Raw genomic sequence first — 15519 nt, forward strand, 5'->3', positions numbered from 1 at the left:
CCACGGGACTGCTCTACTGCATAGACTACTCGAACGATATGACTCTGCCGGTGAAGAGCACGGACGGAGGCCGAACGTGGACCAGGCTCCCGGGCAACCCCGACGACCACGAGGAGCTCTTCTCGATCCTCGCGGACTACGACGACCCGAGGCGCATTCTCATCTCTCACTACGAGGAGATATTCTTCTCCGCCGATGGCGGCGGCTCCTTCAGGAGCATTCACAGGGCGAGGGGCGGAAACGGGGTCGCGGTAGCCGGGGCCTTCTTCGACGGAAATAGAGTGTTCATAGGCACGGGAGACGGGGTCCTGGTATCGACCGACGGCGGATCGACCTTCTCTATGGCGAACTTTCGAGGGATTCCCTCGGGCGAGGCCATCTGGTCCTTCGCAGGGGCGAAGAAAGGCGGCAAGGTCCACCTCTTCTGCCTCACCGCGGGGGAGAACTCGATCTATCCCGGAATGCCGGGGACGGACTACTGGGGCTTCTTCAGGGGAGTCTACTCCTTGGAGGACGGCTCGGACGAGTGGACATCAAAGAGCAACGGCATACGCAAGGAGAGGGACTTCCCCGTCTTCCTCGGCATGGCCGGGAACGACACGGAGACGGTCTATCTGGCAGGGTCGAACGACCGGGGGGAGCCGATCGTGCTTAAGACCACGGACGCTGGTGCCAGCTGGAGGAACATCCTCTTGACGGATGCAAACCGGAACGTCGTGACGGCTTGGAGCGGCGCAGGGGGCGATAGGGACTGGACCTACGGCGAGTGCGCCATGTCGCTGGCGGTCGACCGAGACGACCCGAACGTGCTCTGCTTCAGCGATCTAGGCTTCATCCACACCTCCAGGGACGGGGGCGCAAGCTGGCGCCAGGCCTACTCCAAAGGGGACAACCCCGCCGGAAGGGCCACGCCGAAGGGGAAATCCTACTCCAGCGCCGGCCTCGAGGTCACATCATGCTGGCAGGTGCACTGGATCGACAGGCAGACCCTCTGGGCGTGCTTCTCCGATATCAGAGGGATCAGGAGCACGGACGGAGGCAGGAGCTGGAGCTTCGACTACTCCGGACTTCAGGCCAACACGAGTTACAGGATCGCGCAGCACCCGAAAAACGGGACCCTCTTCCTGGCCTGCTCCGACGTGCACGACATCTACCAAAGCACTCGCCTGGGGGACGACCGCCTCGACGTCAAGGACGCAAACGGCAAGATAATGTACTCCACCGACAAGGGCAGGACATGGCTCGACCTGAAGGTCTTCGGCCACCCGGTCTACTGGATCGAGCTCGACCCGTCGAACCCGAACAGGGCCTGGGCGTCCGTGGTCCATCACGGGGGAGGCTCGGGGGCGGGAGGCATCTACAGGTGCGAGGACCTGGACAAGCTCGCGAGGTCGACCTGGACCAGGCTCCCCGCGCCTCCGCGGACGGAGGGGCACCCTGCGTCGATAACGGCGCTGAAGGACGGCAAGCTGCTGTGTTCCTACTCGGGCAGGAGGGGGCCTGCGGGCTTTACCGCCAGCTCCGGCGTATTCTTGTACGACCCGGCGTCGAACAGGTGGACGGATCTCTCGGATCCGGGGATGAAGTACTGGACTAGGGATGTGGTGGTCGACCCTGACGACTCGGAGCAGAACACATGGTACGCCGGCGTGTTCAGCGGATGGGGCGGCCCGGCGGCAGGCCAGGGAGGGCTGTACAGGACCACGGATCGCGGGAGGAGCTGGACCCGGGTCACAGGGACGGCCATAGATAGGGTCGCCTCCTGCACTCCCCTCCCAGGCGGGGGGATGTTCGTGACGACGGAGGGACAGGGCCTCTGGTACACCGAAGACCGCCGAAAGGGAAGCCCATCATTCGAGACGGTTCGCTCATACCCCTTCCGGCAGCCCGAGAGAGTCTTCGTCAATCCCTACTCTACCGGGGAGGTCTGGGTGACCAACTTCGGGAACGGCATCAGGACCACGGAGTCGACACCAGACGCACCCGAGTTGCAGGGAGGCGGGGGTTGCCGTGTCGGCGCAGGATCGAACGACATAAAAAACAGGCCGCCGCGTTCTCGAGGGACGCGACGGCCGGTCCTTCTTCCAAAGGCAGCTAACAGCTGCCGGAACAGCCCGCTCACCCGCCGCCGCATCCGCCTATCCTCATGCGTGCGATGGCAGGAAGAAATACGTCCAGAATCGACTGGAAGTGCTCTGTTCCCGCAGTCCCCTCTTCGAGGCCGAAGACCTCCATTAGGGCCTCGGGCGTGTCCACACCATCGGCCGCCGCCTGCACCACGTCGCGCAGCGTGATCTCCTCGCTTTCAACGACTACCGTGTCGGCCGGAGTTCTCTCCCAATCCATGACGACCCCTCCTTCCTGTGAATAGTACGGTCCTTCCTCCGAAAAGAGTCGCCTCGAAAGAAAAGCCTGCGATATTATACACTTTTTCCGCACATCCGCCATAGGCGGTTTTCGCTCTTATTACGGAATCGTAGCGCATCTCTGGACAGTTGCGAGCGGGAGATGTATTATGCTGTCCAGCAAGAAAAACAGAGAACGCTTTCAAGGGCAAGAAAACACGGCCCGGCCGGTAGTCCGGGCGAACCTCCGACGAGGTTCCAGTAACCTGCCGCTGTAGCGGCTGTCCATTGCCTATTCCTGGAGTATTGTCTTTCGGAGGGATAGGTATGGTTGTAGTGACTGTGTACCACGACGGCCAGTTCTGGGCGGGGGTTGCCGAACGCAACGATGACGGCGTGCTGAAAGCGGTGCGGACCGTATTCGGATGCGAACCTACTGAACAGGACGTTATTGCGTTCGCACACCTCGCAATCTGTGAAACCCTGGACGCGGCAAAGGAATCAGTCGAGGCGCCGAAGCTCCCTGTTTCATCAATGAATCCCAAGCGGAGGCAGAGAGAGATTCGAAGAGAAATCGCGTCGGCGCAAGGGGCCTCGACGAAAGCCCAGGCTGCGCTTCAGAGAGAACGAGAGGCGCGCGGCGTCGAGCGAAAGAAAACGGCCAAGCTCCGCCGGGAAGAGACGAAAGAGCGCAAGCGCCTGCAGAAGCAGGCGAAAAAGAAGAAGAAACACAGGGGGCGTTGAAGGCAGGGTTGAGAATAAACCGGCACATAGGGGTCTTCATCCTTCTTTGGAGAGCTGCGATCAATCATTGTGTAGCAAAACCATCTCAAGGTTTCGTTGGTAGGCCCTGCTACTCGGTAGTTCCAACTGTTGTAACAACGATGAAGAATTTTCCTCTTCACCACGGCGAGTAGTCGGGGTTGAGATAAGGCATCAACTCGCTGATCGGTAGCTCGAACTCCGGATGGCCGCAACAAGGCGGTGTGAACTGGTAGATCATCCAGAAGAAGACCAGCCGCCCCGGGCGCAGGAAGAACTGGTCTGAGTACCGTGACAGGTCGGGACAACCGTCGTCGCCCAGCACGAGACCTTCCTCCGCTTCCTGCCTTGCGACCTCGCGGCGGACAAGGCGGTCGACCGAGTCCCGCCAGTCGCTCCCGGCAATGAATAGATCCCCTAGCAGGATCTCGTCGCCCGTAGCCGAGTCGAAGGTGATGCCCCACATCCTGCTGGATGGATGGGCCGCCCATTCGTAACAGACCATCTCGTAGAACGAGAAGCTGAGAAGAGAAGCTCCCACCAGCTCCGCCAAGCCCTCCATGACATGCTCCATCGGCTCCTCTTCGCTCGTCGCAGATGCCACCTCGGCCTCCACCAAGGACTCCAGGGCCTCGTTCACGGCCCGCTCAACCTCGGGACTCATCCCACCTATCACTGGAGTGACGGTGGTCCTTACCCCGTCGACCTGCTTCCTGTAGGTCACCGTCGCCCCGCACGCGACCCCCGCCATCAGGACCGCGAGGATCAGCACGGCAACACACACACGACACGCGCGCATAGGATCACCTCCTTGTTTTCATTTGGATTCACTCTTGTCCAAAATAAGTTTTGGAAACACCGGAAACAATTCATTGATCAGAGTTATCTTGGACAGCAGTGAGAATGAATGAGTCAATTTTATATGAAGAAATGGCTTTTTGTACGTAGAAGCCTTGCTCTTATCATAGCCTCTACCCCGCCGTGTCCACCGCCTTTCTCAGGGCGCCGATGAACTGTGTCGTCTTCGCCGTGAGCAGCTCTCTGTCTGCACCGCACGGCTCCAGAGTCAAGATTAGCGCGCTGCCGACGATCACGCCGTCGGCGACCTGCGCCGCGGGCGTGCCATGACGAGCGCATCACCGCCACACGGCGAACCCCCGTCGGGACCCGGCCGGCCAGCTCCGAGGCATCCTTCAGAGAAATATGCCGCGGACTGGCCTCCACCAGGAGAAAACCCAGCGCGTCGACACCGAGCCCCGCCGCCGCGTCCACATCGCTCTGCCTGGTCATCCCGCGGATCTTGATGAATGTCACGCAGCGCGCCTACCGTCCTTTAGCGCCCGTATCGCGCCCGCCGGGTCGCCCGCGCGCATCAGGGTCTCCCCGACCAGGATTGCGTCCACACCGGTACCGGCCAGGTAGCGAACGTCCTCTTCGTCCTTTATCCCGCTCTCGGCGACCACCGTGCGCCTGCCCTCGCCCTCCGCCTCGCGCAGCGCGTCCATCAGTCGCTCCGTGGTGCGCAGGTCAAGCGTGAAGTCGTTCAGGTCGCGATTGTTTATGCCAAGGATCCGCGGGTCCGCCTCCAAAGCCGCGTGCAGCTCGTCCTCATCGTGTACCTCTATCATTGTCTCCATGCCGAGGGAGGAGGTGAGCGCCGCCAGTTCGCACAACCTCTTCTTGTCGAGCGTCGAGGCGATCAGCAGCAACGCGTCCGCCCCGAGGAAGAGGCTTTCGTACACCTGCACCTCGCTCACGATGAAGTCCTTCCTCAGAATCGGAAGTCTCGTCCTGGCCCTTAGGCGTCTCAGGTCCTCCGGCCCACCGCCGAAGAAGACCTGGTCAGTGAACACCGAGACCGCGTTTGCGCCTCCCCTTTCGTAAGAGGCGAGCTGAGCGGCGACGTCCAGGTCGCCGTTTATCGTCCCGCTGCTCGGGGACGCCCTCATTATCTCCGCTATCACGGACAGCCCGTCGTCCTTAAGCGCCTTGGACAGGCTCCTGCGCGGGGATGTCATCTCAGCCACCTCGACCGCCTTCTGCCTCATAATCTGCTGCATTATCATGTCCTCTACCTCCTCTTTGGGTCATGCGGACTGTGGAACAGCCCGCTTATTCGCTTAAACCACGCTCATCCTCTTCACTTTCGCTCGCTCTAGGTCACTGCCGTCAATCACCTTCCAGAGAGTACTCACAAAATGGCGCTGCCTCTTCGTGTAAAAAATATGCGGGGGAGAGAAACCTGTCCGGCCTCTCTCCCCCGCAGGGAAAAATAAAAAAAAAGGCCGCAGAGCTGGATCCCCATAGGGACCTGCCTCCACGGCCAAGAAAACGCGCGTCTATGCTATATCGCGAGCTTCAAGGGTCGTCGGCGGCAGGCATTCACGCCTGCCACGACCATGTTGACGAAAGTATGCCACGAACCATAGGATTAACCTCCTATTTTCGACTGCGAAAAACCGTACCACACCTCCGCGTCGCTGTCAATAGCCACCTCGGGGATTTTTTTCCACCCGAATCTCGTCAAGACCCTTGATTTTTTGGTGTGCGGGGAAAGAATTCACCGCAGAGCGGCCCATATTGAAACCAAATGATTTATAATGTCTGTCATGGCATGAAGAGGAATGGATGCCTTGAAAACTCAAACATACTATGCAAAGGACACGAAAAATGAGCACGAAAAATTATAAATATGGCTTCTGTTCCATAGTTTTCCTGATGGTATTACTCAGCGTACTCCTTTTCTCGGTGCATCATGAATCGGCAAGTACCGACTCAAAGCAGCATCCCTACGTGCAGACAAAGAGCGGCCGTGAAGTAAAAATCGGGGTGCTGGCCAATCTAGGATATGAGCAGTGCATGGAATTGTGGGGGGCTACGGCGGAATACCTGAACGATAAAATTCCGCATCACGAGTTTTTCATCGTTCCTCTGGCCTTCGACGAGATCAACGAGTCGGTGGAGAGGAGGGAAGTGGACTTCGTGCTGGTCAACCCCTCGATATACATCGAGCTAGAGGTGAAGTACGGAGTCAGCAGGTTGCTCACTTTGAAAAACCAACTTCTCGGGGAAGAGATGATTCATTTCGGAGGCGCGATTTTTGCAAGAGCCGAAAATACCGAGGTAAACACGTTGGAGGACATAAAGGGGAAGAGCTTTGTCGCGGTCGACAAAGAATCCTTCGGCGGGTGGCAGATGCAGTGGAAGGAGTTCCTCGATCACGGCATCGATCCATACAAGGACTTTACAAAGGTCGATTTCGCAGGTACTCAGGATCAAACGGTCTTCAGAGTGCTGAACGGCGAGTACGATGCGGGGGCCGCCCGGACCGGCATACTGGAGCAGATGGCGGAGGAGGGAAAAATCATCATATCGGACATCAAGATCATAAATAGATGCACCGGCTGCGGCTTCCCTTTCCTGCACTCCACGCAGATCTACCCGAAGTGGCCCGTCGCAAGATTGACCCATGTGGATGGAGACCTGGCGCACGAGGTCGCATTGGCGATGATGGAGATGAAGCCGGACGACCGGGCGGCAAAGATGGCCAATATCGCGGGATGGACGGTGCCGCAGAATTACGTCGGGCTAAACAACACCCTGAAGGCCCTGAGGATAAGGCCTTACGAGAACTACGGCCAGATCACGGTCAAGGACATCATAATCCAGTACAAATGGTTTTTGCTGATCCTGAACATCGGCATCGTCCTGGCCGCGTTCTTTATGCTGCGACTCCTTTCTTTAAGGGAGGAATTGCGACATGCGCTGGCCCTTTCAAAGGAAATGGAGAAAAAGGCCGAGGATGCGAATGCCGCAAAAGGCGATTTTCTTGCGCACATGAGCCATGAAATCCGGACGCCGATGAATGCCATCATAGGGCTTTCGCAGCTTATGGAGAACACCGATCTGTCCTCCAAGCAGAGGGACTACGTGAGGAAAATCATCAGCTCCGCAAAGCACCTTCTTGGCCTCATCAACGACATCCTCGACTATTCCAAGATCGAGGCGAGAGAAATGGATTTGGATAATCGACCATTCGATCTGAATGAAATTCTTCATAATCTGTCCAATTTGTTCTCGCTGAAGGCGGAAGAAAAGGGGCTGGAGTTCTTATTCGACGTCGAAACTACGACGCCACATCAATTGGTCGGCGACCAGCTTCGATTGAGCCAAGTAATTGTAAACTTGACGAACAACGCGATGAAATTCACTGAAAAAGGGCACATCATATTCTCGATAAGATCGGAGGAGTTGGATTCCGAGCGACTCAGGCTGAAATTAGAGGTTCGGGACACCGGGATCGGGATGACGCAGGCACAGATGGACAAGCTGTTCAAGCCCTTTTCACAGGCGGATTCCTCGGTAAGCAGGCAGTTCGGGGGCACGGGGCTCGGTCTCACCATCAGCAAACAGCTCGTCGAGATGATGGGCGGCAAGATCTCCGTCACAAGCGAACCAGGCAGAGGGAGTTCATTCTGTTTCGACGTCGTGATGAACTACGACGACCAGCATCGGAACGCCTTGACCCTGTCTCCGGAACTGCAGGGGTTGAAGGTCCTGGTCGTCGACGACAACGAAGCCGCCAGGGATATTATCCGTAACATGCTGGAGTCGTTCCGTTTCACCGTGTACGAGGCAACGTCCGGAGACGAAGCCCTCCGTATGATCGAGAGCCGGCAGATCGAACCTCAGCTGATAGTGCTCGACTATATGATGCCCGGGATGAACGGGTTGGATACGGTAAAAAGCCTCAGAAAGTCCGGGGTCGCCGTAAGCATCCCGGAGATAATGATGCTCTCCGCCTTTGCCAAGGAGGATGTGAAGCTCGACGCCAAACACCTGGGCGTCGAAAAGTTCTTGGACAAGCCCGTTAATCCGTCTTACCTGTTTGACACGATCATGGAGATCTTCGGATTGCAGAGCCGAAGGACGGGCACCTTCGTCAAGGCCGACAAGCTGGTGGACGTCGGATGCATTCAGGGTGCCGAGATCATACTGGCCGAGGACAACGAGATCAACCAGCAGGTCGCATATGAGCTTCTGACTCATGCCGGATTGACCGTCACGATCGCGAACAACGGATTGGAAGTGCTGGAGCTCCTCGAATCCTCCGACGAGCATCGTTACGACTTGATCCTGATGGATGTCCAGATGCCGGTCATGGACGGACGAACCGCCACCATGAAGATCCGCAGGATGGACAATCCGTACAGAGACATTCCGATCGTTGCCATGACGGCCCATGCGATCAGCACGGAGATCGAAAAAAACCTGGCCTGCGGCATGGACGACCAGGTGAACAAGCCGATTGAGATCAGCAACCTCTTTAAAGCCTTGGTCAAGTACATTCCCCCGAAGGCCGCCGAGAGCGGACAGCTCTTCTTGCAGGACCTGGTCGGAGCGGGCGAGACGAGCGGCGCTGCCATTCAGATAGCCGGAATTGACGTGGCAGACGGCATGAACCGGATATTGAACGACGAGAAGATGTATGTCGACCTGCTGAGGTCCTTCTGCGACCATTACTCCGACGCCATGAACGAAATATCCTCCAACAGCGAGGCCGGGCGTCTCGACGTGAACGAGCGGCTCGTGCATACGATCAAGGGCAACAGCGGAACGCTCGGGGCGAAAGAGCTGTACCTGTCCGCGGGCAAACTTGAGGAGGGCTTCAGGAATCGTACTGTATCCGACTCTGACATCGCCGATTTCTCAAGGGACCTCGATGTGGTGTTGAACGGCATCCAGGACTTTTTGAGCGGCTATCGGCCGCCGGAGGAGAAATCCATCGACCTCGACCCGGAGCAGTTGAAAAAAGCGATCCGGACGCTGCATCAGCAGCTTCGATCTTACAACTCCGACGCGCTCGACACTGTAGATTTGATAGTTAGAATGAATCCTGACGAAGAAAAAGCGAAATGGCGCGACATAAGGGCGCTTGTGGATGATCTGCAGTTTGACTCGGCACTGCAACAGCTTGTTTTAACAACGGAGAGCATGGGGCTGGCATTGGAGGAGATGTCATGAGCGCGCGTAAGAACGAGATTTTGATCATCGACGATTCCGTGGACGCGATCAAAATTCTGATAAAGCTCCTGTCGCCGGAGTACACCGTCTATTTCGCGACCGACGGCTACAAGGGCATCGAGCAGGCCAGAGAGAAACGTCCGGATTTAATCCTGCTTGATATCATGATGGATCCAATCAACGGCTACGAGGTGTGCAAACTGCTGAAGAAGGACGGCGAGACCGAGGACATCCCGGTCATATTTCTCACGGCCGTCTCGGAGTCCATGGACGAGGCGCAGGCGTTCACTATCGGCGGGGCGGACTATATAACAAAGCCTTTTGTCCCGGTTGTAGTGCTGGCCAGGATTCGGAACCAGATCAGGCTTGCCGAGGCGTTGGCGGAGCTCAAGCGCTTGTACGATCTCGCCCTCGATGCGAACCCCATTACAGGCCTGCCCGGGAACAACAGCATAAAAAAGGCGATCACCGCCGCGCTCGAAACAGACCGGCAAGCTTTTGTATTTTATGCGGACTTGGACAACTTCAAGGCCTACAATGACTCTTACGGATTCGCAAATGGCGACAAGGTCATTCTCTACACTTCGGACCTGTTCCAGACCGTGATGAAGGAGCATGCAATCGTCGAAGGCTTTCTTGGTCATCTCGGCGGGGATGACTTCGTGCTGATAATTGAAAAAAACAAGGCATTGGATCTTGCCAACCGGTTTATCGAGTTGTTTGATAAAGGGATCAAAGAGTTTTATAACGATAGAGACCGCGCCAATGGTTATATAGCGTCGAAAAACAGAAAAGGAGTGGAGACGACCTATCCGTTGATCTCCATCAGCATCGCGGGAGTGGACTTGTCCCTGCGAGGCTATACCAACAACCTGCAGGTCTGTGATATGTGCGCTGAATTGAAGAACAAGGCCAAGCAAGAAGCAGGAAGCTGCTTGGTTGTCGATCAAAGAACATGATCGAGGTTTGGCGGAATCGAAGGCAACCAGGGATGACCGAGTTTGACGGAGCTTCCCGAATTCCTCCGGGATGTTCGTTGTATAGCCCGGCATGGGAGCAAGTTGTAAAAATAGATGATGTACCGGCAGTCGGAGAATGGAGGAACAAACGATGAAACTTAGGGTGGGTGTGCTGCAGCTCGACATCTCCGCAGGAGACAGGGAGCATAACTTCAGGAAGGTGAAGGACTGGATGGGCTCGTTCTATGTCCCATCGGATCTTACCACTGCAATTGTCCTTCCGGAGCTTTGGAGCACCGGCTATGCCCTCGACAGGGCTGAAGAGCTGGCCGACCCCGAGGGGGCCGAGGCCGCGGAGTTCCTCGGGGAGATCGCGAAAGAGTACGGAGTCTGGTTCGCGGGAGGCTCGGTGCTGGCCTCTACAAAGGAAGGCTTCGTCAACCGTGCGCAGGTGATAAACCCTCAGGGCGACCTTGCCGCCTGGTACGACAAGGTACATCTGTTCCGCCTGATGGGCGAGGACAAGCGCCTCGTCGGAGGCGAGAAATCCTGCCTCTTCGACCTCGAAGGCGTGAGAGCGGGTTGCGTCACCTGCTACGATATCCGGTTCTGCGAATGGGTGCGCACCTACGCGCTGAAAGGGGCGCAGGTGCTCTTCATAAGCGCGGAGTGGCCGACGGCGAGGGTCGATCACTGGAAAACCCTGCTGCGAGCCAGGGCCATAGAGAACCAGATATACATAGCGGCGTGCAACCGCTGCGGCACATCCGGGAAAACCCCCTTCCCCGGCGCTTCCATGATTCTGGGGCCACGGGGAGAGGTATACTTCGAGGGGGAGGACAGGGAGCAGATCGCCTTCGCCACTATAGAGCTGGACGAGATCAAGGAGGCAAGGGAGCTGATCACCGTCTTCGAGGACAGGAGGCCGGAGCTTTACTCGCTTGAATAGGACTGACGACAAGGCCCCGGGGCTCAAGGCGAGTCCCGGGGCCTGTTTTTTGTGCCTCGCTCAAAGGCCCCCCTACATAGCGGCGTGCTTCGCCGCTATGGTCTCTGCAAGGTCGTCCAGCGCCTTCAGGTCCTCCTCTCGCGGCAATCCTTTGCACAGCACCGTCCCGAGCACCTCTACCTTCAGGTTCGGGATGAGCCCGGAGATCTGCTCCACCGCCTTGGTGCCCCAGCCGTAGGAGCCAATTATGGCCGCGAACTTCACCTTGGGCCGAAGGGCGTTGGCCAGGTGCGTCGCGGAGAAGACCGCAGGGTGAGGCCCGAAGTGAACAGTCGGCGTGCCGATGACTATCGTCGCGGCATCCACCAGGTCGATGGCCAGCTTGCCTATGTCCGTGACGCTCAGCTCGTACTTCTGCACCTTTACCCCTCGGTCGACCAGGGCTGCCAGCAGGTGGTCGACCATCACCTCCGTGCTGCCGTGCATGGAGATGTAAGGGATCACCACCGTGTTCTCCACCCTGTCCGAGGTCCAGTCGCGGTAAGCGTCCATTATGAATGCCGGCTTGTCGTAGACCGGGCCGTGACTGGGGGCGATCATCGCGATGTCGTACTGCTCCACCTTCTTGATGTTCGTCTTCACTATCGATCTGAAGGGCATCATGATCTCCGCGTAGTAGCGCTTGGCCCCCTCGTAGATCATCGGGCACTCCCCCGCGAACAGGTCCGTCGTGGCCAGGTGGGATCCGAAAAAGTCGCACGAGAATAGTATCTTCTCCTCCTGCAGGTAGGCGCACATGGTCTCCGGCCAGTGCACCCACGGCGTGTGGATGAAGGTGAAGGTCCTGTCCCCCAGGGACAGGGTCGTACCGTCGTCCATAGCGTCGATCACGGCCTCGTCGAGGTGAAGGTGGTCGACAAGCAGCTCCTTCGCCTTGGTCGAGCAGACCACTCTAGCCCCCGGATACTTGGCCAGCACGGCGGGGATCAGTCCCGAGTGATCCTGCTCGGTGTGCAGCGATATGATGTAGTCGATTCGGTCGACGTCCTCGAGCTGATGCATCAGCACGTGCGCCAGGGCCGGATCGGCCGTGTCTATGAGGGCTGTCTTTTCGCTGCCCTCCACTAGGTAGGAGTTGTAGCTCGTGCCCTCCGGCAGGGGGATCAGCGAGTCGAAGAGACGTCTGTTCCAGTCCACCGCGCCCATCATTCTTACTCTGTCGCTCAAGGCTCTTTTATTCATCTTTCCCTCTCCTTTCCCGGGGGTCGACGACCGACCCCGTACCAAGCAGGGCGTGAGTTTCATTCACGCCTCTTCGCGTACCTCGCCAGGCTCTTGCCCGGCCGCCTCCTCGAAAAGAACTCTCGCTCGCGAGGCCGAGCGGTAACCGTATTACCTCGGTCCAGCCGGGAACTTTCTGACCAACCACCCGTCTTTCGCCGGGAACTCTTCCTCAAGCCGTTTTGTCGCTCCGTCAGCGACGCAGACAGTCGAGTCCCCCATCCGTACGACCAGCCGACAGAGCCTCTCCTGTTCAGACGAGATGTCCGCCTCGGCGGGTCCCTTGATGAGGACGGGCGACCCTCCGGCGGCGGCGATCTCCCCTCTTATCCGCTCGCTCTCCCAGTGCACGAGAGCAGCGACGTTGAGGTACTTGCCCGACGCCAGGCGCGAGGACTCCCACTCCCTTCCCGGCAGCGCCGACGACGCCGAGCGAGCGAGGATCTCCAACGTATCCACGTCCATGACAGCGGTCCCTTCCAGCGGCGCCGATACCACTATGAAAGCCGCAAGCTTCTCCTCTTCCCAGAGGGGATATACCCTCTCCATTCCGTCCAGGATCTCCGGCAACGCCAGTCCGGAGGCCTCCATCAGGCCGAACATGCGCTCCGCGTCCTCCACGGGAAACGACTCGGGCCTCCGCCCTTGCATCTCTCCCGCCGGGAAGCCTATCGGCCTGCCGGTGCGCTGAACCACGCCTTCCTCCTTCGATGCGAAGAGCACGTAACCACCCGCGTGCGGCTGCCAGGCCACGAGGATCGTCCGGGATGAATGGGCCAGCTCGGCGAAGACATCCAGTATTCGAAGTAGCAGCGCCTCCTTGGTCGTCTGCTCGAGGAACTTGAGCCCGGCTTCGTAGAGCGCGTTTAGCAGAAACACCCTCCTTGAGATAATCTTGAGGTTTTGTTCGTTCTCCTCCCTCATCGCCGCCAGCGAAAGGGCCTTCGACGCGACGTTCCCCAGAAGCTCGATGAAGTTCAGCTCCTCCTCCCCCGGGAGATCCTCCCAGCGGAGCAGGCAGAACAGGCGCTCGTCCTCTCCGATTATCGGAAGGATGGCCGACCACCCCTCCCCCAGCTCCTCAAACACATCGCGTCCTACCAGCTCAAGGGTGCCCTCGTCCAGAGGCACCAACGCAGGCGAGAGGATCGACCGGGCAAACAGGCCGCTTCGCGTCGGCATGGGCAACCTCTCTCCGCACAGGTGCGACAGCTCCCCTCCCCTGTCAAGCAGGATTGAAAGGCGCGACGGGAACAGGCTCTCGGTCATCACATCCCGCAGAAAGGCCGCGAAATACTCCAGGTTCATAGGCTCGAAGATCGACGCCAAGGTGCTTTTCGTGGCCAGGACCATGTAGGCCAGCCGCGAAAGACGCTCCTCGACGCTCACCACTCTGTGGTGTTTCTGCCAGATATCGATCAGTCCCGCGAAGGCCGGCAGATCGCACAGGACCTCCTTGGATGGCACCTCCGACAGCAAAATATAAACAGTCCAACGCCTTCCCCTCAGCCGGATTCCCCACGGCCAGCCGCCTGCAAGCCGAACGTAGGACCAATCGTAGTCGTCGCGAAGAGGCGAAGAAGGGAAAGAGCTTTCTATCTCGTCCGCCCTTCCCTCCAGGAACAGGCTCTTCAAGTCCGTTCCGAAGGCCTCCATCACTGTCATATCCATTCCCGACGGCCGCAGGATGATCCCCTTCTTCGCATGCTCGGCCAGCCTGTCGGAAATGAGGGACAGGACGCCTCCGTTCAATAGAAACCCCGTGCGCTCAAACAGCTCTTTCATGAGCAATCGACACTCCTTCTCCAACCTGTATACATGACATTGGACACCCGGCCTCTCTTGTTATAAAATAAAAATAACTGCACTCCGTGGCCGGTAATGATCACAGCTTATGGTACCGTAAACACTGGAAAGGCGCTATACTAAAAGTGTACTAAACCGTAGATAAAAAATATAGCGAAGGATGGATATATGCCTCGTAGCTCTTCCAAGGGCCGCACTGCAAGGACTATTATGCCGGGCAGGGACAAACGACGTTTCGACAGGGTGTCCTGCCTATTGCGCGTGGACTTCCGCCTGCTGGGGCACGATCTGTGGCACCAAGCGGATGTGCTCGACCTCAGCGTCGCGGGTATGAGGGTTAGATTCAACCCGTTCCGGAGGGGCCGCACCCTGAGGCCGGAGCTTATAAAAAAAGCCGAGGCCATGTTTCGTTTTTCGAAGGGCAGCGCGTTCTTTCTTCTTAAAGGACGCTTTCTGAGAGTCTATCTGAGAGAGCCGGGCCTTTTCACAGTGGGAGTCGAATTCGCCAATCCCTCGCCAGAGGAGCTGTTCAGACTGGTGGATCTGTACGCCGACTTCAGGCACGGTAGAGTTCGAAGGCCTCCCGTATGAAACGGCTCGCCTTCATTTTCCAAAGGAGGAGAGTAAAATGATCAGATTCAACAGTCTCAGCAGCCGCATCCTGGGAGTGGTCCTGACGCTGCTGGTCGTCTCCGTCTCGGGCATAGCCTTTTATTCGATGAACATAGCCGGGGGATGCATACAGCGCCTGGTGAACGACTACGAAGTAACCGTGGCGGGCTCGCTGGCCAACGAGCTCGACGCCACGTTCAATCGCTTCGACGGGGTGCTGAAGGCCCTCTCCGCCCTCATGACCGCAAAGGTGACGCCGGACATGCTGAAGCCGGACATCGCCGATGTCATAGCAAGACAGTTTGCGGCTCAGAACGGCAAGTTCATCAACGACCTCGGCGCCCAGTCGCCCGAGTCGCGATCCCTGTTCATCATATTCAATCCCGAGCAATTCGGGGTAAAAGCGGCGTACATGGTGGGCTTTCAGCGTCCTGACTCTGACTCCTTGTTCAAGTTCATGGACAGCAAGGGCTTCAACCCCGCCGACCTCATCGACAGGGACAACCCCTCCACCGCCTGGTTCTGGAAGCCGCTGGACACGGGCGCACCCCACTGGAGCGACCTGACCCTCTCCGACACGGGGGAGGAGATAGTAACCTACTCCATGCCCGTGATCATCGGCGGCAAGGTCGCGGCAGTCGCGGGCATGACCTTCGACTTCAGCTTCGTGCGAGACATGCTGGCCCCGGTCAAGGTTTACGACCACGGCTACCCCTTCCTGATGAACCGGGACCTGCGATTCCTCTACCACCCGGTGCACAGGTTCGACGGCCCCTCCTTC

General features: G+C 58.1%; 11 protein-coding genes. 7 read left to right on the forward strand and 4 right to left on the reverse strand.

Annotation, left to right across the window (positions count from 1 at the left end; all coding sequences use genetic code 11):
• Both GX181_07660 and GX181_07665 read left to right on the forward strand, forming a co-directional pair.
• A partial coding sequence (locus GX181_07660) for a hypothetical protein (GenBank protein NLM71817.1) occupies positions 1 to 2294 on the forward strand: 2294 nt, incomplete at its 5' end.
• Between the two features lie 378 nt (positions 2295 to 2672).
• Entirely contained in the window at positions 2673 to 3089 is a 417-nt protein-coding gene (locus GX181_07665; protein ID NLM71818.1) for a YjdF family protein, read from the forward strand.
• A gap of 157 nt (positions 3090 to 3246) precedes the next feature.
• On the opposite strand, the gene GX181_07670 is transcribed toward GX181_07665, so the two are convergent.
• Together GX181_07670 and trpC are read right to left on the reverse strand one after the other, a co-directional pair.
• The gene (locus tag GX181_07670) at positions 3247 to 3906 is read right to left on the reverse strand and encodes a DUF3298 domain-containing protein (protein ID NLM71819.1); all 660 of its coding nucleotides are present in this window, start codon (positions 3904 to 3906) and stop codon (positions 3247 to 3249) included.
• A gap of 511 nt (positions 3907 to 4417) precedes the next feature.
• A complete protein-coding gene (trpC, locus tag GX181_07675) occupies positions 4418 to 5173 on the reverse strand; it encodes an indole-3-glycerol phosphate synthase TrpC (protein ID NLM71820.1) in 756 nt (251 codons plus the stop codon).
• Between the two features lie 793 nt (positions 5174 to 5966).
• Here trpC and GX181_07680 point away from each other — a divergent pair.
• The 3 genes from GX181_07680 to GX181_07690 all read left to right on the forward strand — a co-directional run bounded on the left by GX181_07680 (position 5967) and on the right by GX181_07690 (position 11039).
• Positions 5967 to 9131 (forward strand): response regulator, encoded by a 3165-nt coding sequence (locus tag GX181_07680; GenBank protein NLM71821.1) that lies wholly within the window; start codon positions 5967 to 5969, stop codon positions 9129 to 9131.
• Between the two features lie 20 nt (positions 9132 to 9151).
• Positions 9152 to 10090: a response regulator gene (locus tag GX181_07685; GenBank protein ID NLM71822.1), complete on the forward strand. Its 939-nt coding sequence runs from the start codon at positions 9152 to 9154 to the stop codon at positions 10088 to 10090.
• A 151-nt stretch (positions 10091 to 10241) separates the two neighbouring features.
• Positions 10242 to 11039: a carbon-nitrogen family hydrolase gene (locus GX181_07690; GenBank protein NLM71823.1), complete on the forward strand. Its 798-nt coding sequence runs from the start codon at positions 10242 to 10244 to the stop codon at positions 11037 to 11039.
• Positions 11040 to 11111: 72 nt separating this feature from the next.
• Here the strand turns inward: GX181_07690 and GX181_07695 are convergent, their stop codons facing one another.
• Complete coding sequence (locus GX181_07695) at positions 11112 to 12281, reverse strand: FprA family A-type flavoprotein (GenBank protein ID NLM71824.1); 1170 nt, start codon at positions 12279 to 12281, stop codon at positions 11112 to 11114.
• A 150-nt stretch (positions 12282 to 12431) separates the two neighbouring features.
• Entirely contained in the window at positions 12432 to 14105 is a 1674-nt protein-coding gene (locus GX181_07700; GenBank protein NLM71825.1) for a hypothetical protein, read from the reverse strand.
• 189 nt (positions 14106 to 14294) lie between these two features.
• Here GX181_07700 and GX181_07705 point away from each other — a divergent pair, with 189 nt between their 5' ends.
• Both GX181_07705 and GX181_07710 read left to right on the forward strand, forming a co-directional pair.
• Complete coding sequence (locus GX181_07705; GenBank protein ID NLM71826.1) at positions 14295 to 14717, forward strand: PilZ domain-containing protein; 423 nt, start codon at positions 14295 to 14297, stop codon at positions 14715 to 14717.
• 37 nt (positions 14718 to 14754) lie between these two features.
• Positions 14755 to 15519 (forward strand): hypothetical protein (locus GX181_07710; GenBank protein NLM71827.1); only part of this gene is annotated, 765 nt, incomplete at its 3' end.

The sequence above is a fragment of the Synergistaceae bacterium genome, from assembly GCA_012521675.1.
GTDB lineage: Bacteria > Synergistota > Synergistia > Synergistales > Aminobacteriaceae > JAAYLU01.